Consider the following 22,241-nt stretch of genomic DNA (forward strand, 5'->3'; position numbering starts at 1 on the left):
GTCATGAAAACGTCACGTTCGCACTTCACCCGCCATTTCATCTTGATCCAGCTCAAGCTGGATCGAAACGGCCCAGCCTCACCATCGTATTACCCGGTTTGCCATGTTTCAGGCTAGGCATCACCAGCACGGTGTTGTCATAACTGGTTTTGAAGACGGTGTCACCGTCTTGCGCAAAAGCGCTGCCGGCCCGGGCAATCACATCGAGGCCGCGCACCGGCTGCAAGAAATGGAAGTCGGTACTCAGCGCCGTCACGGCCCGGTCAACCCGGATCAGTTGCTGCGTAGCAGGCAAGGGCAGCTGCAAACGGGCATCGGCCCAGCTGCTGCTCACCATGCCGGTCAACTTGAGGAAGCGGATCAGGCCGTCGATGGCGACATCGGCCGAGCTTTGGGCCCAATGCTGGCCGCATTCGATCAGCAAGGCGTTCTTGGCACTGGCGGGGTCGCCGAAACCGCCGCGGTCGCGCATGCGCAGGCCGGAGGGGTGACCGGTGTCGATCAGCAAATCGCCGGGCATGCCGAGTTCGCGGGCAAAGGCTGCGCCCTTGTCCTGCATGCCGCAGACCATCAAGGGCCGGCAGGCGTCTTGCATCGAGTGGATGTCGAACAGCAGGTCGGCACGGTCGACAAAGGGCTGCAACTGGCGTGCCCGGCGCAGCTCCAGCGAGTCACCGGCGCCGAACAGCACGTTGTCATCCCAAACCCGGTTGAGGTCTTCGTCGACGCAGCGCGAGGCGTTCGGGTCGGCGGCATCGAAACGGGCGAAGGCTTCGACATTGGCGAAGCTCAGGATCAATTGACCATGGGCAGGCTGGAATGTGCGACCCATGCCTTGCTTGAACAGCCAGTCCAGGGCGATCGCGCCGCATAGCTCATTGCCATGCGTCAAGGCTTGCACCATCACCACCGGGCCGGGGCGGCCGGAGTCCAGGACATGAACATAGTCGACCCCGCTGCTACTGGCGCGATAAGGCGTGATGTCGGGGGGGCTCAATTCGACGGCGTTTTCCATCTGCGTTCTCCTTGACCGGTGGTCATTATTCCTTGCGGGTGAATACGCCAACCTGGGTGCGTTCATCGTCCTTGAACTCGCCTTCCCAGCGGTCTCCATTGGGCCAGTGGAAGATGCCCTGACCATGCTTGCGGCCGGCAACCCAAGCGCCTACATAGCGTTCGCCCGACTTCCAGAAATAGCTGCCCTGACCCTGCGGCTCACCTTGATGAAAGTTGCCCTCGTAGCGTTCGCCCGAGCTCATTTGCATCTGCCCCTGGCCCTGCGGCTGGCCGGCCACCACCGCCCCCTCATAGCGGTTGCCATTGGCAAAGCGCAGCACGCCCTTGCCCTGCGGCACGGCGCGCACCCAATCGCCGTCGAACTGCTGGCCGTTGAGCCAGCGATAAGAGCCCCGACCATGCGGGATGCCCTGGCTGATCTGGCCTTTGTAGGCATCGCCGCTGGCATACAGCAGTTGGCCCTCGCCCTCGGGTGTGCCGTCTATCACCGTGCCCTCGAATTGGTTGCCATTGGTGAATAGCAGCTTGCCGGAGCCGCTGGCCTTGTCATTCAGCCAGTCGCCGCTATAGCGTTGGCCGTTGGCCCAGATGAACTCGCCTTTGCCCTGGCGCACGCTGCGCAACAGGGTGCCAATATAGATATCGCCATTGCCCCACTCGACCCGGCCGGTGCCGCTCAGGGTTTGGCCCTCATCGCGGGTGAACAGGCCTTTGTAGCGGGTGTCGCCGGTCCGCACATCCAGCTCTTGTGGGTTGGCGGGGCTGGGGGCTGGACCGGCGGGCTTGGCCGGCGCCGGCGCCGGCGATGCTGCAACGCCCGCCGCAGCTCCCGTCCCAGCGGCGCCGACCGCAGCGGCCGCGCCGAGGGCAGGAGTCGGCGCTGCGCTCGGCGCAACGGCGGCCGGCTTGGCGTTTGCCTTGTTGACCGTTGGCGCCGCAGCTATGGCCGGACTCGGTGCCATTTCGACCGGGTGCGTGGCCACCCAAGGCGTACCGCGCTCGCGTGCCACCGCTTGCGCGTTGTTGCCGGCCAACTCCAGCGCAGCGCCCTTGCAAGCCCCGGCGGCCTTGCGCCAAAGGGTTTCCGAGGTCTGTGACTGTTGTTGCCGATCGGTCGGGTTCAGGCCGGCGGCCGCGCCGCGAAATTTCTGCGTGTATTCGCGGGCCCGTTCGAACAGCGGCGCGCAGTGCTCCGAGTTGTGGGCGTCGATCTCGGCCTGTTCGCGCCGTTTGTTGGCGATTTGCTGCTGCGCGCCGGTGCAATGCTCGGCCGCCAGATCCCACATGGTTTCGGCCTTGCTGTAGAGCGAGGCGGCATCGACCCAGCGCCGCTCGCCAAAGGCACGGGCGGCCAGTTCCTGCAGCGATGCGGCGTCGCGGTGCGAGAGCTCGCATTGCGAGCCGGCGGCTTGGCGCTCAGCCAGCAAGCCGCGCTGGCGTTCGTTGTCGCTCAGGTTCTTCTGTGCCCGCTCACGTGCCCGTCCTTCGCAGCCGTCAAGCGCCAAGGTCCACTGCGCAATCGCTCGGTCAAACAGCTTGGCGGCTTCATCCACGCCCTTGTTCTGGCTCAGGGCGGTGGCGGCACGCAGATCGGCGGACATGGCGCGCTGGGTCAGCACCGAGCAAGTGGGTGGCGCCACCGCAGCGGTGGCTTCGGTGCTTTCGGGTGCCGAGGCCGCTGCCGGCGCAGAAGCCGGCGAATCGGCGGCCAGCGCCGGGGCCGGGGCCGACGCTGGTGTTGGTGGTGTGAGCAAGGCCGGCGTTTGCGCCCAAGCCAAGCAGGGGCTCAAGGCCAACGCGGCGATCAAACGGCGCCAAGGGGAGAGTTTCGTTGGTGAGCCTAAATGGATCTTGGTCATCGTCATTTTTTATGGCCGCCCGACTCGGTCGGAATGTCCAGCATGGCGTCAATCAGGCCGCGTGAAAATTGAGCGCTGCCGGGGTCGGTGGCGCTCTCAAAGGAGAAGCCCGACGGGGCCGAGGCCAGCGGCATGGCGCCAATCTCGAGCGCCAAATCGCTCGCCTTGAAGCCGCGCAGAATGGCCTGAACTTGCGCATCCATGCCCTTGGTCTTGGCCAGCTTGCTGAGCGCCTCGAGGCGCTCAATGTCGAGGGCAAAGGCATTGCCGGCTAGGCTTCGCTCCAGCAACTTTTGGTGCAAGCTGAAGCCGGCCAAGGGATCGGCGCCGAGTTTCTCAGCGCGCTCGAATGCCCATTGATCGGCTTGGTCAAATACGGTGGAAGCTACCCAGGCAACCCCCGAAAGCGAGCTGCGATTGACCGCCGCCGCCTGCAGCCCGTTCATCACTTGTTGCTTGGTCAGCTCCTTGCCGGCATCGATCAGGCCTTCGCGGATACGTTGCGCCGCCAAGGCCTTGCCTTGCTCGATCAACTGCTGCTTGACGATTTCGGAGGCGACCGATTTGGCCGCCACCTTGGCCGCGCTGACCGCGGCCTCGGCCGCCAAGGCCGCGCCATGCAGACCTGTGGCGAGCGTGGCGAGGTTGTAGAGCGTGCCGACGATCTTGGTGCCGTAGTGATAGGTCTTCATGCGTGCGCCGCCCTCTTCGGACAGGCCTTGCGTCCACAGCACGGCCCACAAGGCTTCGTCTTCGCTGAGCTGGGCTTTCGAGATTTCGAGCGAATGCAGGCTCAGCAGCCAGTGATAGTCCTGCACCTCCGGGGTGTTGGGCGGCGCCAGGCGAGCGTAGCCGCGGCAGACCTCGAACGGGCTGACGGCGCGGTTGGCACCGCTGCTGAGCGTGACGAAAAACGGCTTGCCGGCATCGCGTGCGTCGGCCAGTTTGGCCAGCAGGCTTTCGCTGTCCTCATCCTTCTTGCCCGCTACCGCCAGGAGCTTGTCGCCCGGATTGAGCGGTGAATTGGGCGCCGCGGCCACCACCGTCAGTCGCTCATCCACGTTCAGGCCACGCACCCAGGCGACGCGGTCGTTTTCGGCCCAGCCGTAGCTGGTGGCCACCGCAAAGGGCAATTCCCATTGGCGGTCGCATTTCGGATCCTTGAGCGCGGCACTGCGCACAATGGCTGGCCGCAGGCTCTGCTCGCCGCTGCCATAAGAGCGGATATTGGCGAGCAGGCCTTCATCAACCTTACGCCCATCATCGACGGTGTACTTGGGCGCGGCGCAAGCGGCCAACAGCAGGCTAAGCAACAGGGTAAGTAGAGATCTCATCGGATGAGTGGGCTTGTCAACGGTCGCCAGTGTAGAGCCGCGCGGCGTCGCATCGGGCCTTGTTTGTCGCTTGTATGACGGCTGTTTGCGTAGTTCTACCGACCGGGCAAGCCCTGAGTTGCCAGGCGGCTCAGCCTGCCTACACTTCAGCCCATGCGAACCTTGAGATGTGACGATGGCGTACCGCTGCACTGGCGGCAATGGAGCAAGCCCGGTATGGAACCGGCGCGTGGCACGGTGCTGATCGTTCATGGTCTGGGCGAGCATATTGGACGTTATGAGACGCTGGCGGCGCGGCTGAACAGCTGGGGCTGGCATGTGGTCGGCTACGACCAGCGCGGTCACGGCGCGTCCGGCGGCCCGCGCGGCGATGTCGTCGATGGCGAATGCCTGTTGCGGGACCTCGCCTTGGTGATTGATGAGTTGCGGCTTGACCCTCAACTCGGGCGCAGCCCTTTGATTTTGCTCGGGCACAGCATGGGCGGCCTGGTGGCGTCACGTTTCGTGGCCGGCGGCTTGGCCGCCAGCAGTGGCGGGCAATTGCCGATGTGGTTCCGACCGATCGATGCGCTGGTCTTGAGCTCGCCCGCGCTGGATCCTGGCATGTCGGGTTTCCAGCGTCTGCAATTGGCGATAGGCGTGGCGCTGGCGCCGCATTTGGCGGTCGGCAATGGACTCAAGACCAAATGGATCTCGCGCGACGCGGCTGTGGTCAAAGCCTATATCGACGACCCCTTGGTGCATGACCGCATTACGCCGACCTTGGCGCGAGCGGTCGTGGACGGTGGTGAGTTGGTGCGCCAACATGCCGCCGACTGGGTGGTGCCGACGCTGCTAATTTGGGCCGGCAGTGATAAATGCGTGGCACCCGCCGGTACCGCCGAGTTCGCCGCCAATGCGCCGGCGGCGCTGGTCAACGCGCACTGTTTTGAGCCCTTGTTTCATGAAATATTCAACGAGCCGGAACGCGAACAGGTGTTCGCTCGCCTGCAAAACTGGCTGGCGGCGCGTTTCGGCTAGACCTGGCCTGTGTTTTAAGATTGGGGTCTCCCCGCCATAAGCTGGAATCCCATCATGAATGCTCGCGACCACTCCTTGCCCCTGCAGCCCGATCAAGCCACCGCCATCGCCGATTTTGCGGCGCAAGTTTGGGACGATGAAATCGTCCCCGCGCTGACCCAGTACATCGCCATCCCGGCCAAGAGCCCGATGTTCGATGCCGATTGGGCCGCCCATGGTCATATCGAAAAAGTGCTGCGCGACGCCGCCGGCTGGGTCGAGAGCAAGAAGGTGGCCGGACTCAAGCTGGAGGTGATTCGTCTCGAAGGCCGCACGCCCATCATCTTTTTCGAGGTGCCGGCCACCAAGCTGGACAGCGCCGACACCATCGTGCTCTACGGCCACCTGGACAAGCAGCCCGAGTTCAGCGGCTGGCGCAGTGATCTGGGCCCCTGGACACCCAAGTACGAGGACGGCAAGTTGTATGGGCGCGGCGGCGCCGATGACGGTTATGCGGTCTACGCCTCCTTGACCGCCATCATGGCGCTCGACAAGCAAGGCATCCCGCGGCCGCGCTGCGTCGGCATCATCGAGACCTGCGAGGAGTCGGGCTCCTACGACCTGCCGGCTTACCTCGACGTGCTGAAAGAGCGGCTTGGCAATGTGTCGCTGGTGGTTTGCTTGGATTCCGGCGCCGGCGATTACGGTCAGTTGTGGCTGACCACCTCGCTGCGCGGTATGGTCAGCGGCGTGCTGAAGGTCGAGGTCTTGACCGAAGGCATCCACTCCGGTGATGGTTCGGGCGTCGTGCCCTCATCGTTCCGGGTGCTGCGGCAGGTGTTGGACCGCTTGGAAGACTCCAAGACCGGTCGCTTGCTGCCCGAGAGTTTCCATTGCGATATTCCTGCCAACCGCGTCGAGCAGGCCAAGGCCACGGCGGCCTTGCTCAAGGATGAGGTCTATAAACGCCTGCCCTGGGCTTGCGGTGCCGACGGTGGCCCGGTCTTGCCGATGACGGCCGAGCCGGTCGAGGTCTTGCTCAATCGCACTTGGCGGCCAACGCTGTCGGTCACCGGTGTGGACGGCTTCCCGGAGATGAGCAGTGCCGGCAACGTCTTGCGGCCCTTCACCGCTTTCAAGCTGTCACTGCGCCTGCCGCCGCTGATTGACGGCAACGACGCTGCGCTGCGTTTGAAGGCCTTGCTGGAAGACAATGCACCGTACAACGCCAAGGTTACGTTCGTGCCCGATGGCCGGGCCGGTGCTTATGGTGCGACCGGCTGGAATACGCCCGATCTGTCGCCTTGGCTGAGCCAGGCCTTGAATCAGGCCAGCGAAACGCATTTTGGAGCGCCGGTCGGCTATATCGGCCAGGGCGGCACGATCCCCTTGATGAGCATGCTGCAAAAGGGCTTCCCGGCGGCGCAGATGATGGTCTGCGGCGTGCTTGGCCCGAAGAGCAATGCCCATGGCCCGAACGAGTTCCTGCATGTGCCCTACGGCAAGCGCCTGACGGCTGCGGTCGCCCAGGTCATGGCTGCCCACCCCTGAGCTGCAACAGGGCTATCGCAAGGTGAAGCCGGTCTCGACCATGGTCCCCTGTAGATCCTGCAGCAAATGGGTCAACGGGGACAGTTGCACATAACGGGTCGAGACCTTGATCGCATAGGCAAAGAAGCGCGGTAGATCCTCTGCGTAGGAGGGTTTGCCGTCGCGGTGCTTGAGGCGGCAGAACAGGCCCAGAATCTTCAGGTGGCGCTGCAGGCCGGTCAGCTCGACCTGGCGCCAGAATTCGCCGAAGTCCGGGTCCACGGGCAAGCCGGCGCGGCGCGCTTGCTCCCAGTAGCGGACGGCCCAATCGAGTTCCTGCTCCTCGTCCCAGGAAATGAAGGTATCGCGCAGCAAGGAGATCAGGTCATAGCCGATGGGGCCGCGCACGGCGTCTTGGAAGTCCAGCACACCAACCCGCAGCGAGTCATCGCCGGCTTTGCAAACCATCAGATTGCGCGGCATGAAGTCGCGGTGCATGGGCACTTGGGCCTGCTCGGCGATGTTGTTGACCAAGACCTTGCAGCTGTGCTCCCACCATTTCAGCTGGGTCTCGCTCCACTGGCGGCCATATTCGCGCTCGACGCACCAGTCGACAAAGATCTGCAACTCCCGGCGCACGAAGCTCTCATCAAAGGCCGGCAAACGGGCCGGGTCACCTTTCAGCTGCCACTGCAGCAGGGTCTGGGTGGCGGCGCGCATCAAGCGGTCTGCCTCGGCCGGTTCGGCGGCTTGCAGGGCCTTCAGGTAGCTTAGATCGCCAAAATCGCTGAGCAGTAAAAAGCCCAAAGTTTCGTCGGCGGCGAATATTTCCGGCACATGCAGGCCACAGTCGGTGGACATATGTCGTGCGATCCCGATGAAGGGGCGCACATCGTTGCTCTCGGGCGGTGCGTCCATCACGATGAAGCTGTTGCCGGCCTTGCCGCCGATGCGCAAATAGCGTCTCGTGCTGGCGTCGGCGCTGGCGAGTTGCAGGCTCTCGGGTCGCAGTTCGTGCAGCGGCACCAGCTTTTGGAGCCAGCCCTGAAAATGCTGTTCTCGGATCTTGCTGGGCCAAATGATCGAATTCATGTGCGGGGCGCTAGGCATTGAGGGAGGAATGGGTTGGCTAGTGAGGGCTTTTTACGGCCTCATGGATAATGGATTTTACAAACCGCGAGCACAGGCTCGGCGCCGTGCCCGCGTGGCGCGCGCCAAGTGCGTGCTGCGGTCTCCTCAAGCCTTTTTTCAAGCTGCCCGCCGACGCTGTGCCGCGCCCATTGTCAACGTCTTTGCCCATCCCCTTGGCTCGTTTCGCCCATCCCGTTTCAACCCTTATGTCGACCGATGTGACGGGCGCTGTGCCGACCGCACGCTGCCGGCCTTGGTTGAGCTTGCTGTGCGTGCCTATGCTGCTTGCCGGGGCGGGAGTCCGGGCTCAAGTGGCTGCGGCGGTAGCACTTGTTCCGCCTGTCAAAGCGGCGGTCAAAGAATCCAACAGCGAGCCGCTGCGCCTTCGGCCGGTGAAGACTCTGAGCGGCAAGGCCAAGCGTGGCGGTAAGCAAGCCCTGGTCATAGGCGCAGAAAAATTGAGCATGCGCTTGGACCAAGAGTCGAACGCGGAGGGTGCGGTCGAGCTGCGTTCCGGCGAACTCTTGCTGAAAGCCGATCGCTTGAATTACGAGCAGGTCGAAGACTTTGCGCGGGCGGTCGGCAATGTCGAGGTCAATCGCGAAGGCAATGTTTTCAGCGGCCCGGAGTTGCAGCTCTATGTCAATCGTTTCGAGGGCGAGTTCCTGGCCCCAAACTATTTCCTTTCCTTGACGGGTGGCCGGGGCCGGGCCGAGCGGGTCAAATTTGCCGGCCCTGGCAATGTTTCTATCTTCGAGGGCACCTACAGCAGTTGCCCGGCGCAGGAGGACGGAAAAGACCTGCCCTGGGAGTTGAGGGCCAGCAAGTTGGAGCTCGACTTCGATGGCAATGTTGGCGTTGCCACCGGCGCGGTCTTGCGCTTTTACGGGGTGCCGATCCTGCCCGCACCGAGCTTGAGTTTTCCGCTCGGACTGGGGCGCAAATCGGGCTGGCTGCCGCCGAGTTTCAGTGTCGACAACCGCAGCGGCGTTGAATTCGGCATGCCGTATTACTGGAATATTGCGCCGCAACGGGACGCCACCTTGACACCGTTTGTGATGACGCGTCGCGGGCTCGGCCTGGACAGTGAATTCCGATATCTGGAGCCGCGAGACGCCGGCGTCGTCAAGCTGGCCTTGTTGCCGTATGACCGGCTGATGGGGCGCTCGCGTTGGGCATTGAATTTGGCTCAGAACGGCGAATTGATACGGGATTGGCGTTACCGACTCGGTGCGGAGCGGGCGTCCGACGATGACTATTGGAAGGATATGCCTTCGCGCCTGCACACGCAGACAGAGCGCCTATTACCGACCGACTTGCAGTTCGACCGGCGGCAGCAGTCGAGTTGGGGCGAGGTGCATTCCTACGTTCGAATGCAGCACTGGCAAGTGCTGCAGGGACTGGATGCACAAGCCCAGTTTGCCTCGCCGTATCAGCGCTCACCGCAGGTCGGCCTGCGCTTGACGTCTGCGTCCGACGACGCGGTCCTTGAGGGCTTCCGGCCCTGGGGACGCAAGAGCCGGCTGGAGGGCTCGATGGAGGTCGAATACAACCGCTTTGACTTGCCGCCCAGCGCCCTGCCGACGCAGAATCAGACGGGGCAGCGCGCTCATATGCTGGCGCATGTCAGCGCACCGATGGGTGGGGCGGCCTGGTGGCTGATTCCTCGACTGGAGATCAATGCCGCGCAATACGGATTGGATCAGGCGCAGGCCGATGGGCGTAGGTCGATAGGCCGCACGGTCACGACCTTCAGCGTTGACCATGGCTGGGTGTTCGAGCGGGAAACCAGCGTGTCCGACCGCCAGTTGACCCAGACCCTGGAGCCACGCCTGCTGTACGTCAATACGCCTTATCGAGCTCAGCAGCAGTTCCCGAACTTTGACTCGGCCGCCAAGGATTTCAACTTTGATTCGATCTATTCCTCGAATCAATTTTCCGGCATTGACCGGGTTTCCGATGCCCACCAACTGACCGCCGGTGTGGTGAGTCGCTGGGTTGACAATTTGCAAGGAGCCGAGCTCTTGCGCTTGGGTTTGGTGCAGCGCTATTTGTTCCGCGACCAACAGGTCACGCCGGATGGCGAGGCGGTGACGCAGCGCTTTTCCGATCTGCTGTTGCTGGGTTCCGCACATTTGCGCCCGGAATGGTGGACGGACGGCTCGGTTCAGTTCAATCCGAACGAGAGTCGCCCGGTACGCACCATCATGCGGGCGCGTTATGCGCCCGGACCATTCCGTACCATCAGCATGGCTTATCGGTTGACGCGGGGCCAGAGTGAGCAGGTCGAGTTGGCGTGGCAATGGCCTATTTATGGCCAAGATGCTGCGCCGAAGCGCGATGGCGCTGGCTGTGGTGGTGCCTGGTATAGCGCGGGCCGAGTCCAGTACAGTATGTTCGATAGAAAACTGACCGACTCGGTGCTCGGTTTTGAGTATGACGCCGGTTGCTGGGTGTTCAGGGTTGGGGCCGAGCGCCTATCGACCGGACGCGCAGAAACCAATACGCGCTTGATGCTGCAGTTGGAGCTGGTGGGCCTGTCCCAGCTGGGTTCCAACGCACTCAAGGTCTTGAGGGACAATATCCCCGGTTACCGACGGCTGAGCAATGATCGCTCGGCAAGCCCTGAAGCTCCTTATGACTGATATGTCGATTCGATCCCTGACTCTGTTCGGTGCAACTTTATTGATGGGCCTGCAGTCGAGCCAAACGGCTTTGGCTCAGCCGCGCCCCATCGAGCTGAAGCCCGGTGACTATATTGCCGCCGTGGTCAACCAAGATGTGGTGGCGGCCAGCGAGGTGGTGCAAAGGACCTTGCAATTGCGCGAGGAATCCAAGCGCCGGGGCGTGGCCATGCCCGACCCCGCGGCACTGCACAAGCAGGCCATAGATGCTTTGATCGATGATAGGGTCTTGGTCACGCACGCGCGTGAAACCAGCGGCAAGGTGGACGAGCCCGAGTTGGACCGGGTGGTCAGCAATGTGGCAGCGCAGAACAAGCTGACCATGCCGCAACTGCTGGAGCGGCTCAAGCAGGACGGCACAGATTTCCGCACTTTCAGGGAAAATCTGCGTGATCAGATGATGACCGAGCGAGTGCGTGAACGCGAAGTTCAGGCGCGCATCCGGATTACCGATGGCGACATCGATGCCTATCTGGAAAAGCGCAAGGAGCAGTCGAGCAGTGCCGGGCAAATGAATCTGGCGCATATTCTTGTCAAGGTGCCGGACGGTGCATCCGATGCAGTGATTGCAGAGCGTCAAGCACGCGCCGAGGCTGTGCTGGAGCGCGCCAAAGCTGGTGAAGACTTCCGTAAACTGGCCCGCGAGGTTTCCGACGACGCGACCAAGGAGCGCGGCGGTGAGTTTGGCCTGCGCCCGGCGGACCGTTTGCCGGACTTGTTTGTGCAAGCCATGGTGGGCTTGAAGAGCGGCGAGTTGAGTCCTAAATTGCTGCGCTCCGGCGCCGGCTTTCACGTCTTGAAAATGGTCGAGCGCCAAGGTGGCGGATCGCTGACGACGGTGACACAAACCCATGCCCGGCATGTGCTGCTGCGTCCTTCGGCTCAGCTGAGCGCTGAAGTTGCGACGCGCCGCTTGGCCGAATTCAAGCGCGCGATTGCCAGCGGCAGTACCACTTTTGAGGATGTGGCGCGTGCCAACTCCGAGGATGGCAGTGCGCCCGAGGGTGGTGATCTGGGTTGGATGGGCCCCGGCGCGTTTGTGCCCGAGTTCGAGTCGGCCATGAATGCCTTGCCGCTGGGCGGTATTTCCGACCCGGTGCCCTCTCGCTTTGGGGTGCATTTGATACAGGTGGTCGAGCGCCGTTCGGTCGAAATCGAGATGAAGGCCTTGCGTGAGCAGGCGAAAGCTGCGCTGCGCGAAGGCAAGTACGAAGAGGCCTATCTTGAGTGGGTCAAGGATCTGCGCTCGCGGGCCTATGTCGAAATGCGCGAGTGGTTGGATTGAGGTCCGCTTAGATGGCACAACATATTGCGCGCAAACGCTTCGGCCAGCATTTCCTGACCGACGTCAACATCATTCAATCGATTGTTGATGCGATCGACCCAAGGAACGGCGAGACCGTGGTCGAGATCGGGCCGGGCTTGGGCGCGATGACGATACCCTTGTTGGACCGTATCAAGCCGCTGACGGTGATCGAGTTGGACCGCGATTTGGCCGCCAAGCTGCGTACCCGCGCCGGCCTTGAGGTCATCGAGTCAGATGTGCTGAAGGTTGATTTTGCGGCCCTCGCCGCCGAAAAGGGCCAGCGCTTGCGAGTGGTTGGCAACCTGCCCTACAACATCTCCAGCCCGATTCTGTTTCATCTGCTGGGCTATGTTGAGCATGTCGTCGATCAGCATTTCATGCTGCAAAAGGAAGTGGTTGACCGCATGGCGGCCTCGCCCTGCTGCAAGGATTACGGCCGCCTGACGGTGATGTTGCAGTGGCGTTATGCGATCGAGTCGGTGCTGGATGTGCCGCCGAGCGCCTTCGATCCGCCGCCGCGGGTCGAATCGGCGATTGTGCGCATGCAGCCCTATGCGAAGCCGCCTGAGTTGGATCGCAAATTGTTCGGCGAAATGGTGGCGGTCGCGTTTTCACAGCGACGCAAGCTTCTGCGCCATAGCCTGGGTGTTTGGCTGTCTACGCGTGGCTTTGCCGGGCAGTTCGATTTGCAGCGCCGTGCCGAGGAGGTGCCGGTGGCGGAGTTTGTAGCGCTGGCGCAGGTTTTGGCCAAGGCGGATTGAACGAAAAAGAAGATTCATTGCGAAAATGGAAAAGGGGCCCCTCGGGGCCCCTTTTTTTGCTTCGATGCGAGAGTCAGGCGGCGTTAAGCCACATGGCCGTGTCGAAAGCGCTGCTCATCATCGGCATATTCATTCCAAAGTTCGCATTGGCTGCTGCTTTGGAATTCTTTGCTGCCGGCTTGACCGGGGCAGCTGCGGCCTCTTCGGTAGCCCGCTCCCAAGACGCGTTGTCTTGTGAGCGGGCTACTGAAAAGAATAGAAGCACCTGAACTGAACCTTTCGGTCGGCCCAGTAATCGGCCGCCTCTCGGAAGACATCAAGCAGTTGCTCGCGCACTTCACGATCAAACTTGGCGTTATCGGGCAGTTGCTCCAGAACGACGACGAAGCCAGGCTGAGCGCCGGACTTGTGCACCAGATCGGTCATGCAATCATGCAGGGCGTCAAGGTTCTTGCCGAAATGGGCTGGAAACAGAAACGCTTGCGCGATCCCTTCCAGCACATCCTGCTTGGACTGCGCCTCGGTCAGATTGGCGTACAAGAAATGCTGTCCAGCATCCTGTGCGGCGTGCATCAAGTCCTCTACGCGATAGGCCCTTATGGCCTGCACGATATTGGGACGGACGGTCTGCAAAAGCATGGTCGCGATCCTCCTATATAGTCTCAGAACTTTTCATCACCATCGATTCACTGCTCAACGCGCTTGAACGAAGAATAGTGGTCGCCGGTGTAATAGCAAACATCAGGATTGCTAGGGGGTTTGCCTCCGCACACCATACGCCTTGCACCGCGATTGCGGGAGCCGGGCGTAGGGACGGTGTACTCACGGTAATAGCCTCTTGGATGTTTAGGCAAGATGCGCTCGCGATTCCCGAAAACGATGCCGTCTTTGTCGTAAGGGAATGGCCCCCCGGCGTGGATCAGCTGATGCGTTTTCTGGGCTTCACGAGGCAGTGCCGACAAGGCGACTATCTCCAGCGAGGCAAGCGTTTCTTTGGCCTGCACTTGAACGTTGATCGAAACCGTTGCCAACAATAAAGCGGCTAGGACTGATTCTCGCCAAGCGGACCACGGATGTGGTCGAGAGAGCAAAGACACGGGTTTACCCTGTTCCTGAAAACACAATGGTAACTAAAACGCTTGAAAAGCTCAAGCGCTTCGCTAGCCATTAGGGCAATATTGTTCTTTTGTTTGTGAGCGCACACATGCTGTTATAAGTTTGTGTGGCCGAAGTTTTTTATCTTTGCGAGGGCTCTGTAAGCCCTCGCAAACATTTATGAAAACTCCGTGAAAGCGCCCTTTTTATGCACAAATTCGGTGCGCGACCTGAGCCTCGGTCAAGCGTTTTCAGCGCGCCGCGTTCGCATCTGCGACCGTCAAGGCCGTCATATTGACGATGCGACGAACGGTTGCAGATGGCGTCAGCACATGGACGGGCTTGGCCGCTCCGAGCAAGACCGGCCCAATCGCGATGCCGCCACCGGCGGCCGTCTTGAGCAGATTGTAGGAAATATTGGCGGCGTCGATGTTTGGCAGCACCAAGAGGTTGGCTTCACCGCTGAGCGTGCTGTTCGGCATCAAGTCCTTGCGGTAGGCGGCGTCCAGCGCGGTATCGCCGTGCATTTCGCCGTCCACTTCCAGCCAAGGTGCGGCCGACCGAATCAAGCCCAGCGCCTCGCGCATCTTGACCGCCGAAGGTTGATTGCTGGAGCCGAAATTGCTGTGCGACAGCAGCGCCGCTTTGGGCCGCAGACCAAAACGCATCATTTCTTCCGCTGCCATCACGGTAATTTCGGCCAGCTGCTCGGCGGTCGGGTCGTAATTGACATGGGTGTCCACCAGCATCACCTGGCGGCCCGGCAAGATCAAGCCATTCATGCAGGCAAAGGTCTTGACGCCGGGGCGCTTGCCTATCACCTGATCGATGTAGTGCAAATGCATGGCGGTGTTGCTCCACGTGCCGCAGAGCATGCCGTCGACTTCATCCTTGTGCAGCATCATGCAGCCGATCAGCGTCAGGCGGCGGCGCATCTCGATCTTGGCCAGCTGTGCCGTCACGCCTTTGCGTTCGGTCATCTGATGATAGGTCTGCCAGTAGTCGCGATAGCGATGGTCTTCCTCGACGTTGACGATGTCGTAGTCGCGGCCTTCTTGCAAACGCAGGCCGAAACGCTCGCAGCGCTCGGCGATCACGGCAGGGCGACCGATCAAGGTCGGTCTGGCCAGACCCTCGTCGATCACCACCTGGACCGCGCGCAGCACGCGTTCTTCTTCCCCCTCGGCATAGGCGACGCGCTTGTTCTTGGCGCGTTTGGCGACGTTGAAGATCGGCTTCATCGTCGTGCCCGAGGCGTAGACAAAGCTCTGCAGCTTTTCCCGGTAGGCCTCCATGTCCTTGATCGGCCGCTGGGCGACGCCCGCAGCGACGGCGGCAAGTGCCACCGCCGGCGCTATCTTCATCATCAAGCGCGGATCAAAGGGTTTCGGGATCAGATACTCGGGCCCAAAGCTCAGATTGACGCCGGCATAGGCCGCAGCCACCACCTCGCTCTGCTCAGCCTGCGCCAACTCGGCGATCGCATGGACGGCGGCAATCTCCATCTCATCGGTGATGGTCGTCGCGCCGCAATCCAGCGCACCGCGGAAGATGTAGGGGAAGCAGAGGACGTTGTTGACCTGATTCGGATAGTCGGTGCGTCCGGTCGCCATGATGGCGTCGCTGCGCACGGCCTTGACCGCTTCGGGCGTGATCTCGGGCGTCGGGTTGGCCAGCGCGAAGATCATCGGGCGTTCGGCCATCTTGGCGACCATCTCCGGCTTCATCACGCCCCCGGCCGACAGACCCAGGAAGATGTCCGCGCCCGCGATGACATCGCTGAGGCTGCGCAAATCGGTCTTCTGCGCGAAGCCGGCCTTGTCGGGGTCCATCAATTCGACCCGGCCCTCATAGACCACGCCGGCCAGATCGGTGACCCAGATATTCTCTTTCGGCAGGCCGAGCTTGACCAGCAGGCCCAGGCAGGCCAGCGCCGCGGCGCCCGCGCCCGAGGTCACCAGCTTGACCTGCTTGATGTCCTTGCCCAAGACCTTCAGACCATTCAGAAAAGCCGCGCCGACGACGATGGCCGTGCCATGCTGATCATCATGAAAGACCGGGATCTTCATCCGCTCACGCAGCTTGCGCTCGACATAGAAGCAATCCGGCGCCTTGATGTCCTCCAAATTGATGCCGCCGAAGGTCGGCTCCAGCGCGGCAATGATGTCGACCAGTTTGTCGAGGTCGCGCTCCTGGATTTCCAGATCGAACACGTCGATGCCGGCGAACTTCTTGAACAGCACGCCCTTGCCTTCCATCACCGGCTTGGAGGCCAGCGGGCCGATATCGCCCAGGCCCAAGACGGCGGTGCCGTTGGTGACCACGGCGACCAGATTGCCGCGCGAGGTATAGCGGAACGCGTTTGCCGGGTCGGCGACGATTTCTTCGCAAGCAGCCGCCACGCCCGGCGAGTAGGCCAGCGCCAGGTCGCGCTGATTGACCAACTGCTTGGTCGCCGCGATCGCGATCTTGCCCGGCGTCGGGAACTCGTGATACTCAAGCGCTGCTTGGCGAAACTGGGCGTTCTTCTGTTCGGACGTGGGCATGGGCGATTTCTCTTGGCGGGCCAGTGAAGACTTGCTTTGCTCGACGAGCGAGCCATTTGATTGTAGGAGTGCGCAGATTGGCATTGCTGCGGTGGCACAAGTGTCAGCGCTCGGCGCGGGCGCGGCTATACGCGGAAATGCGTATTTGCGACCTTTACTTGCCGGGCCGCTGCTGGACTCGGGCGAGAATCCGGGCATGGGTGAATTCGATCTGATCAAGCGTTTTTTTGTGCGCGAGCAAAGCCAGGCCGGCGTCGTGCTCGGTATTGGCGACGACTGCGCGGTGCTGGCGCCGACGCCGGGCATGCAATGCTTGGTGTCGACCGATATGTTGGTCGAGGGCCGGCATTTTCTATCGACGGTAGATCCCGAGCGGCTGGGTCACAAGGCTCTGGCCGTCAACCTCAGCGACCTTGCTGCCTGTGGTGCCGCACCGCGCGCTTTTACCTTGGCCCTGGCTTTGCCGCGTGCCGATGAGACTTGGCTGTCCGGTTTCTCCAGAGGCTTGTTCGCCTTGGCCGATGCCCATGGCATCGCCCTGGTAGGCGGCGATACCACCCAAGGCCCGCTGAACATCAGCATTACGGTGATGGGCGAGGCGCCGGCCGGCATGGCTCTGTTGCGCAGCGGCGCGCGGGTCGGCGACGACATCTATGTGTCCGGTCAATTGGGCGATGCGCGCTTGGCGCTCGAAGTGTTTCGGGGCAAGCTCGCGCTGAGCGGCGAGCAATTCGAACAAGTGCGGCGGGCGATGGAATGCCCGCAGCCCCGCGTCCCGCTGGGCCAGGCTTTGCGCGGCATCGCTCACAGCGCCGTCGACGTCTCGGATGGCTTGATCGGCGACCTCGGCCATATCCTGCAGCGCTCCGGTGTCGGGGCTCGCCTGGATGTTGATCTGCTGCCTTGCAGCGCCGTGCTCGCGGCGCAGGCGCAGGCCATACGGCGCGAATGCGGCTTGGCCGGGGGCGATGACTATGAGCTGGTATTCACCGCTGCGCCCGAGCAGCGCGCTGCGGTGCTGCGCGCCGCCGAGCCAAGCGGCACGCCGGTGACCTTGATCGGGCGCATCGAGGCCGAGCTGGGTCTGCGGCTCCTGGATGCCCAGGGTCAGGTCTTGCCGCACCAATTCAGCAGTTTTGACCATTTCAAATCATGAGCGAATTTGCAACAGAGTCCGCCGCGCCGCGCCGTGCCACCGCGCGTTTCATGCTGGGCCATCCGGCGCGCTGGATCGCCTTGGGCTTCGGCAGCGGCCTGTCGCCCAAGGCGCCCGGCACCGTCGGCACGCTCTGGGCCTGGCTGAGTTTTGTGATCATCAACCCTTGGCTACATGATGGCCAATGGGCGGCGTTGATCGTGGCCAGCACGCTGGTCGGTTGGTGGGCCTGCACGATGACGGCGCGCCACATGGCAATACCCGACCCCGGGGCCATCGTCTGGGACGAGATCGTCGCCTTTTGGCTCATCCTGTGGCTGATCTCGCCGGTCGGCTTCTGGGTGCAGTTGATTGCGTTTGCGCTGTTCCGCTACTTCGATGCGGCCAAACCTGGCCCGGTCGGCTGGGCCGATCAGTTGTTCAAGGGCGAGCGCGGCCGGCCGGTTGGCTGGGCGCAAGGTTGGGGCATTTTGTTCGACGACTTTGTTGCCGCAGGATGTACGCTTATGGTCATCGCGCTGTGGCGCTTTATCTGGGGGTGATGAGCATGCTGTTTCCCGAAGAGCAAGAGTTGATCGATCGCATCGGCGTCGCTTTGACGCAGCGGCGCGAAAAAATGGGCACGGCCGAGTCCTGTACCGGTGGCCTGATCGCGGCGGCCTGCACCAGCTTGTCGGGCTCCAGCCAATGGTTCGAGCGAGGCGTGGTTAGCTATAGCAATGAGTCCAAGACCGAGTTGCTGGGCGTTCCCGCCGCGCTGATCGGCTTGCACGGCTCGGTCAGCGGCGAAGTGGCGCTGCATATGGCGCGCGGTCTGCTGGCGCATGCGCCGATTGACTGGGCCTTGTCGGTCACCGGCATCGCAGGGCCGACCGGCGGTAGTGCCGACAAGCCGATCGGCACCGTCTGGCTGGCGCTGGTGCATGCCGGTTCGCCTCCCAAGGTCTGGCAGGAGTTGTTCCCCGGTGATCGCCATGCGGTGCGCACCGCCACCCTTCGAGCCGGCTTGCTGGCGCTGTGCGAGGCGGTGGAAGACAAAGACGAATGAGTCTGCTGTTGCTGGGGCGTTGGAGCGCCGCCGAGCGGGATGGCTGTTTGGCCTTGCTGCAAGCCGCCATGCCCGATGAGCAATGGCTGCTGGCCCCGCCGAGCAATCCTGCCGAGGCCGCCGAAGTTGAAGTCGCCATCGTCGCCAACCCCGAGCCGGGCAGCCTCGGCGGGCTGCCGAATCTGCGCTTGATCCAGTCGCTGTGGGCGGGGGTTGAGCGCCTGATGCAAGACCTGACCCTGCCTCCCGATGTGCCCCTGGCCCGCATGGTGGACCCGGCGATGAACGAGGCGATGGTGCACACGGCGCTGTGGGCCGTGCTGTCCTTGCAGCGTGGCTTCTTCGATGTGCTGGCGCAGCAAGCCCGTCGCGAATGGCGGCAACCGGCTCAGCCGAGGGCGGCCGAATGGCGGGTCTTGGTGTTGGGGGCCGGCGAGTTAGGGGGGCGAGTGGCGACAGGCTTGGCGTTGCAGGGTTATAAGGTCAGCGCCTGGAGCCGGCGTCCCGCCCGGCTTGACGGCGTGCAGTCCTTGCAGGGCGAGGCAGGCCTGAGCCTGGGCTTGGCGCAGGCCGATGTGATGATCAACCTGCTGCCCCTGACCGAGCAGACCCGCAGTTTCTTTGACGCTGCGCGCTTCGCGGCGATGAAGCCGGGCGCGAGTCTGGTCAACCTGGCGCGTGGCGCCCATGTGGTCGAGGCTGATTTGCTGGCCGCGCTGGACCGGGGGCATTTGCGTCGCGCCGTGCTTGATGTGTTCGCGCAGGAGCCGCTGCCCAGCGAGCATCCTTTTTGGCAGCATGCTAAGGTGACTGTGCTGCCGCATTGCGCCGCGCAGACCGACCCGCGCAGCGCGGTTGCCGTGGTGAAGCGCAATATTCTTGCCTTGCGCGCGGGGGCGACCCTGCAACATTTGGTCCAGCGGCAGCAGGGTTACTGAAGGGCCGCCCGGGAGGCTAGGAATGGAGTTCTGTTCGGCGGATTCAAGCCTTGTGCATTGGGAATCGATGCTCGCCGCAGGCGGCGCCGTCGAGACGACGCAAGAGCGCCTGCTGCTGGCCTGGAGCTTGCGTCAGCGCGACACGCGTCGCGCGCTGGCCTATGCGATGGATGTGGAGGGCTTGCTGGACTCCACCGACTGGCCCGCTGCCGAGATCTCCCGCACCCGTGCAAGGCTGAGCCTGCTGCGAGCAGAGGCGCATCTGCTCTTGGGTCAAATGGATCAGGCGGCGACTCAGCTGGCGCAGGCGCGGGGCTTGTTCGAGTCTTTGTCTGACAGCCTGGGCTTGGCCGACCTGCATTGGCTGGCCCATTACTTGGCCGCAGACCTGGGCGACTCCACCGGCCTGCGGGCCGAGTTGAGCTTGGCCATAGACTGGGCCGAGCGTGGCGGAGATGGTCAGCGCAGCCTGTTGTTTCAAGCGAATCTGGCGCGAGCAGAAATATTTGTCGATCAAGCAGCGGCCGAGAGCCATTGGCTGAAATACTTGCCCGCTGAGGGCCAAGCGCAGTCCGCCATGGCGGAGGCTGCGCTGGCGGATTTTCGGGGCTTGCTGGCGGCCATGACGGGCCAGCTATTGCACTCCATCAAGGCATGGTCGGAGGCGTTCGAGTTGGCCATGCAGACCGGCCAAATCCGCCGCGCCATCACGCTGGCCACCAATCTGGGCCACACCTATACAAAGATGAGCGACTTCCAGACCGCGATGGAGTGGCTCAAACGGGGGCTGGATTTGTCGCGTTCGGCACGCTGGCCCAGCATGATCAGTCTGTGTCTGGCGCATACCGGCGAAGCGCTGCGGCACCTGGAGCAATTGAACGACGCCCGTGATCTGCTGGTGGAATGCTTGGCCTTGACTGGGGCGCAGCCCAGCAGTCGCACCCATGCGCTGGCCTTGAGCTATCTGGGCCACACCGAGCTTGATTCGGGCCAAGCGGCTGCTGCGCAGCAGGCGTTTACGGCCTTGATGCAGGCGGGCATCGCCGTGTGCTCGCTGGACTTGCAGATCAACGCCCGTCTGGGCTTGGCCCGCGCGGCGCTGATGCAAGCGCAGTTTGCGCTTGCGTGCGAGCAGGCCGAACTTGGTTTGCAGCTGGCGCGCGCGCAGCATGAACCGAGTGCGGAGCTGGACCTGCTGTGGGTCTTGGCCGACATCCAACGCGACGAGGGTGCCTCGATCGCCGAGTTGGAGCCGCATCGCAAGACGCTGGCTTGGTACGAATTGGCCCTGCAGAGGGCCTCGACCATGGAAGGCTTTACCCCGCCGCCCAAGCTCTTGGATGCGGCTGCGAAGGCTTACGCGCGGGTGGGCGACTTCGAGCGGGCCTATCTCCATTCATTGCGGGCCAGCGAGGGGCGCCAGCGCAGCTTCAATGAGGAGGCTGCAAAGCGCTCCAGCGCTTTGCAGGCGCATCATCAAATCGAGCGTGCCCGTGCCGAGAGCGAGCATCTGCGCCGCTTGGCCGAGTCAGAGGCGGCGCGTTTTCAGTTGCTGCATGATTCGCATGAAGTGCTGCTCCATCTCGGCCAGATAGGTCAGGAGATCACCAATGAGTTGGTGGCCGAGCGCATCTTTGAGGTCATGGAGCGCCATATACACGCGCTGCTGGACGCGCCCTGCATGGCGATCTATTTGCTCGATGCGAAGGGCCAACAACTCAACTGCGCCTTCGGGATGGAGGATGGAGTTGGCTTTGTTGATCCGCCGATCCCGATGAGTTCGCCGCGTTCGCTGACGGTGCGCTGCGTGAATGAACGCAAGGAGTTTCTTTTTGGCGATGCCAGCAGTGCCGGCCTGGGTGAACAGGTGCCGGGCACCTCGTCCCAGCAAAGCGTCATCTTCGTGCCGCTGCAGGTGGGTGAGCGGGTGACTGGTGTGATGACCATACAGTCGCCGCGCGTCGGTGCCTTTGGTGAGCGCCAGCAAATCATTTTCCGCAGCCTCTGCTCCTATATTGCGATCGCGCTGGATAACGCCGCAGCCTATCAGCGCCTGAGCGATTTGCAGAAGCAGTTGATGGCCCAGGAGAAGCTTGCCGCCCTGGGTTCGATGGTGGCCGGCGTGGCGCATGAGCTGAACACGCCGATCGGCAATAGCCTGCTGATTGCCAGCACCTTGCTTGATGCGACGCAGGACTTTTCGCGCCAGGTCGAGCAGCAAGCACTCAAACGCTCGGAATGGCAGCAATACGCCAGCCGTGCCGTCGATGGTCTTGCTGTCATCAATCGAAGCATGGAAAGCGCCGCTGCGCTGGTGCGCAGCTTCAAGCAGGTGGCGGTGGATCGCAGCTCGGAGCAGCGGCGGCGCTTCGATTTGGCTGAGCTGTGCGAGCAATGCGGGCAGACCATGGCGATGCAAATCAGCCGTGCCGGGCGGCAACTGCAATTGAATGTGCCGGCGGGCATGCAGCTAGACAGTTATCCTGGCGCATTGAGTCAGGTCTTGATCATCTTGATCAGCAATGCCCTGCTGCATGCGTTTGAAGGCCGCGTTGGTGGCCGGATCGAGCTTGGAGCCGAGGCCGCCGAAGATGGGCGCTTTGACTTGTGGGTGCGGGACGACGGTGTGGGCATGAGTCCGGCCATGCTGGAGCGTGTTTTCGACCCCTTTTTCACCACCAAGTTTGGCCAAGGTGGCTCCGGGCTGGGGCTCAGTATTGGGCATAACCTGGTGACCCATGTGCTGGGCGGCAGCTTGGGCGTGAGCAGCCAAGAAGGCGTAGGCAGCTGTTTCAGGCTTGGGCTGCCGCGAGCGGCACCCTGAAGGGCGAGGCTCG

The 22,241-nt window shown here is 62.6% G+C and carries 17 protein-coding genes; 10 read left to right on the top strand and 7 right to left on the bottom strand.

Annotated elements, in window-relative coordinates; all coding sequences use genetic code 11:
• Nucleotides 1–52 precede the first annotated feature (52 nt).
• Genes LNV07_RS19715 through LNV07_RS19725 form a run of 3 tightly spaced genes read right to left on the bottom strand, consistent with a single transcriptional unit; the run spans nucleotide 53 to nucleotide 4,210 of the window.
• The gene (locus LNV07_RS19715; protein WP_263572893.1) at nucleotides 53–1,015 is read right to left on the bottom strand and encodes a M14 family metallopeptidase; all 963 of its coding nucleotides are present in this window, start codon (nucleotides 1,013–1,015) and stop codon (nucleotides 53–55) included.
• Nucleotides 1,016–1,040: 25 nt separating this feature from the next.
• A complete protein-coding gene (locus tag LNV07_RS19720) occupies nucleotides 1,041–2,876 on the bottom strand; it encodes an MORN repeat-containing protein (protein WP_263572894.1) in 1,836 nt (611 codons plus the stop codon).
• Between the two features lie 2 nt (nucleotides 2,877–2,878).
• Nucleotides 2,879–4,210, bottom strand: coding sequence for a hypothetical protein (locus tag LNV07_RS19725; protein WP_263572895.1), 1,332 nt, complete (start codon nucleotides 4,208–4,210; stop codon nucleotides 2,879–2,881).
• Between the two features lie 153 nt (nucleotides 4,211–4,363).
• On the opposite strand from LNV07_RS19725, the gene LNV07_RS19730 reads away from it, so the two are divergent.
• Nucleotides 4,364–5,230 carry an alpha/beta hydrolase gene (locus LNV07_RS19730; RefSeq protein WP_263572896.1) on the top strand — a complete coding sequence of 289 codons (867 nt, stop codon included), beginning with the start codon at nucleotides 4,364–4,366 and terminating at the stop codon, nucleotides 5,228–5,230.
• A 54-nt stretch (nucleotides 5,231–5,284) separates the two neighbouring features.
• Nucleotides 5,285–6,760: a M20 family metallopeptidase gene (locus tag LNV07_RS19735; RefSeq protein ID WP_263572897.1), complete on the top strand. Its 1,476-nt coding sequence runs from the start codon at nucleotides 5,285–5,287 to the stop codon at nucleotides 6,758–6,760.
• 12 nt (nucleotides 6,761–6,772) lie between these two features.
• On the opposite strand, the gene LNV07_RS19740 is transcribed toward LNV07_RS19735, so the two are convergent.
• Nucleotides 6,773–7,831 (bottom strand): aminoglycoside phosphotransferase family protein, encoded by a 1,059-nt coding sequence (locus LNV07_RS19740; protein ID WP_263572898.1) that lies wholly within the window; start codon nucleotides 7,829–7,831, stop codon nucleotides 6,773–6,775.
• A 503-nt stretch (nucleotides 7,832–8,334) separates the two neighbouring features.
• Here LNV07_RS19740 and LNV07_RS19745 point away from each other — a divergent pair.
• Genes LNV07_RS19745 through rsmA form a run of 3 tightly spaced genes read left to right on the top strand, consistent with a single transcriptional unit; the run spans nucleotide 8,335 to nucleotide 12,621 of the window.
• Nucleotides 8,335–10,515 (top strand): LPS-assembly protein LptD, encoded by a 2,181-nt coding sequence (locus LNV07_RS19745; protein WP_263572899.1) that lies wholly within the window; start codon nucleotides 8,335–8,337, stop codon nucleotides 10,513–10,515.
• Nucleotide 10,516: 1 nt separating this feature from the next.
• Entirely contained in the window at nucleotides 10,517–11,839 is a 1,323-nt protein-coding gene (locus LNV07_RS19750) for a peptidylprolyl isomerase (protein WP_263572900.1), read from the top strand.
• An 11-nt stretch (nucleotides 11,840–11,850) separates the two neighbouring features.
• Nucleotides 11,851–12,621, top strand: a complete 771-nt coding sequence (rsmA, locus tag LNV07_RS19755; RefSeq protein ID WP_263572901.1) for a 16S rRNA (adenine(1518)-N(6)/adenine(1519)-N(6))-dimethyltransferase RsmA — start codon at nucleotides 11,851–11,853, stop codon at nucleotides 12,619–12,621.
• A 243-nt stretch (nucleotides 12,622–12,864) separates the two neighbouring features.
• Here rsmA and LNV07_RS19760 read toward each other — a convergent pair whose 3' ends face one another.
• From LNV07_RS19760 to LNV07_RS19770, 3 genes are all read right to left on the bottom strand, one after another.
• The gene (locus LNV07_RS19760; protein WP_263534897.1) at nucleotides 12,865–13,260 is read right to left on the bottom strand and encodes a barstar family protein; all 396 of its coding nucleotides are present in this window, start codon (nucleotides 13,258–13,260) and stop codon (nucleotides 12,865–12,867) included.
• A gap of 47 nt (nucleotides 13,261–13,307) precedes the next feature.
• Nucleotides 13,308–13,637 (bottom strand): guanyl-specific ribonuclease, encoded by a 330-nt coding sequence (locus LNV07_RS19765; RefSeq protein ID WP_263573120.1) that lies wholly within the window; start codon nucleotides 13,635–13,637, stop codon nucleotides 13,308–13,310.
• Nucleotides 13,638–13,967: 330 nt separating this feature from the next.
• Nucleotides 13,968–16,262, bottom strand: a complete 2,295-nt coding sequence (locus LNV07_RS19770; protein WP_263572902.1) for an NADP-dependent malic enzyme — start codon at nucleotides 16,260–16,262, stop codon at nucleotides 13,968–13,970.
• Between the two features lie 196 nt (nucleotides 16,263–16,458).
• Between LNV07_RS19770 and thiL the strand changes: the two genes are divergently transcribed.
• From thiL to LNV07_RS19795, 5 genes are read left to right on the top strand one after another with little or no spacing between them, the layout of a single operon-like run.
• On the top strand, nucleotides 16,459–17,418 hold the full coding sequence (thiL, locus tag LNV07_RS19775; protein WP_263573121.1) for a thiamine-phosphate kinase: 960 nt from the start codon (nucleotides 16,459–16,461) through the stop codon (nucleotides 17,416–17,418).
• On the top strand, nucleotides 17,415–17,960 hold the full coding sequence (locus LNV07_RS19780; protein WP_263572903.1) for a phosphatidylglycerophosphatase A family protein: 546 nt from the start codon (nucleotides 17,415–17,417) through the stop codon (nucleotides 17,958–17,960). The genes thiL and LNV07_RS19780 overlap by 4 nt, the downstream gene beginning before the upstream one ends.
• Nucleotides 17,960–18,466, top strand: coding sequence for a CinA family protein (locus LNV07_RS19785; RefSeq protein ID WP_397545588.1), 507 nt, complete (start codon nucleotides 17,960–17,962; stop codon nucleotides 18,464–18,466). Before LNV07_RS19780 ends, LNV07_RS19785 begins: the two co-directional genes overlap by 1 nt.
• Nucleotides 18,463–19,404, top strand: coding sequence for a 2-hydroxyacid dehydrogenase (locus LNV07_RS19790; RefSeq protein ID WP_318013766.1), 942 nt, complete (start codon nucleotides 18,463–18,465; stop codon nucleotides 19,402–19,404). Before LNV07_RS19785 ends, LNV07_RS19790 begins: the two co-directional genes overlap by 4 nt.
• A 22-nt stretch (nucleotides 19,405–19,426) precedes the next feature.
• Nucleotides 19,427–22,228, top strand: a complete 2,802-nt coding sequence (locus tag LNV07_RS19795; protein WP_263572904.1) for a sensor histidine kinase — start codon at nucleotides 19,427–19,429, stop codon at nucleotides 22,226–22,228.
• The last annotated feature ends 13 nt before the right edge of the window (nucleotides 22,229–22,241 follow it).

The organism is Roseateles oligotrophus (genome assembly GCF_025717515.1).
Taxonomy (GTDB): domain Bacteria; phylum Pseudomonadota; class Gammaproteobacteria; order Burkholderiales; family Burkholderiaceae_C; genus Paucibacter_A; species Paucibacter_A oligotrophus.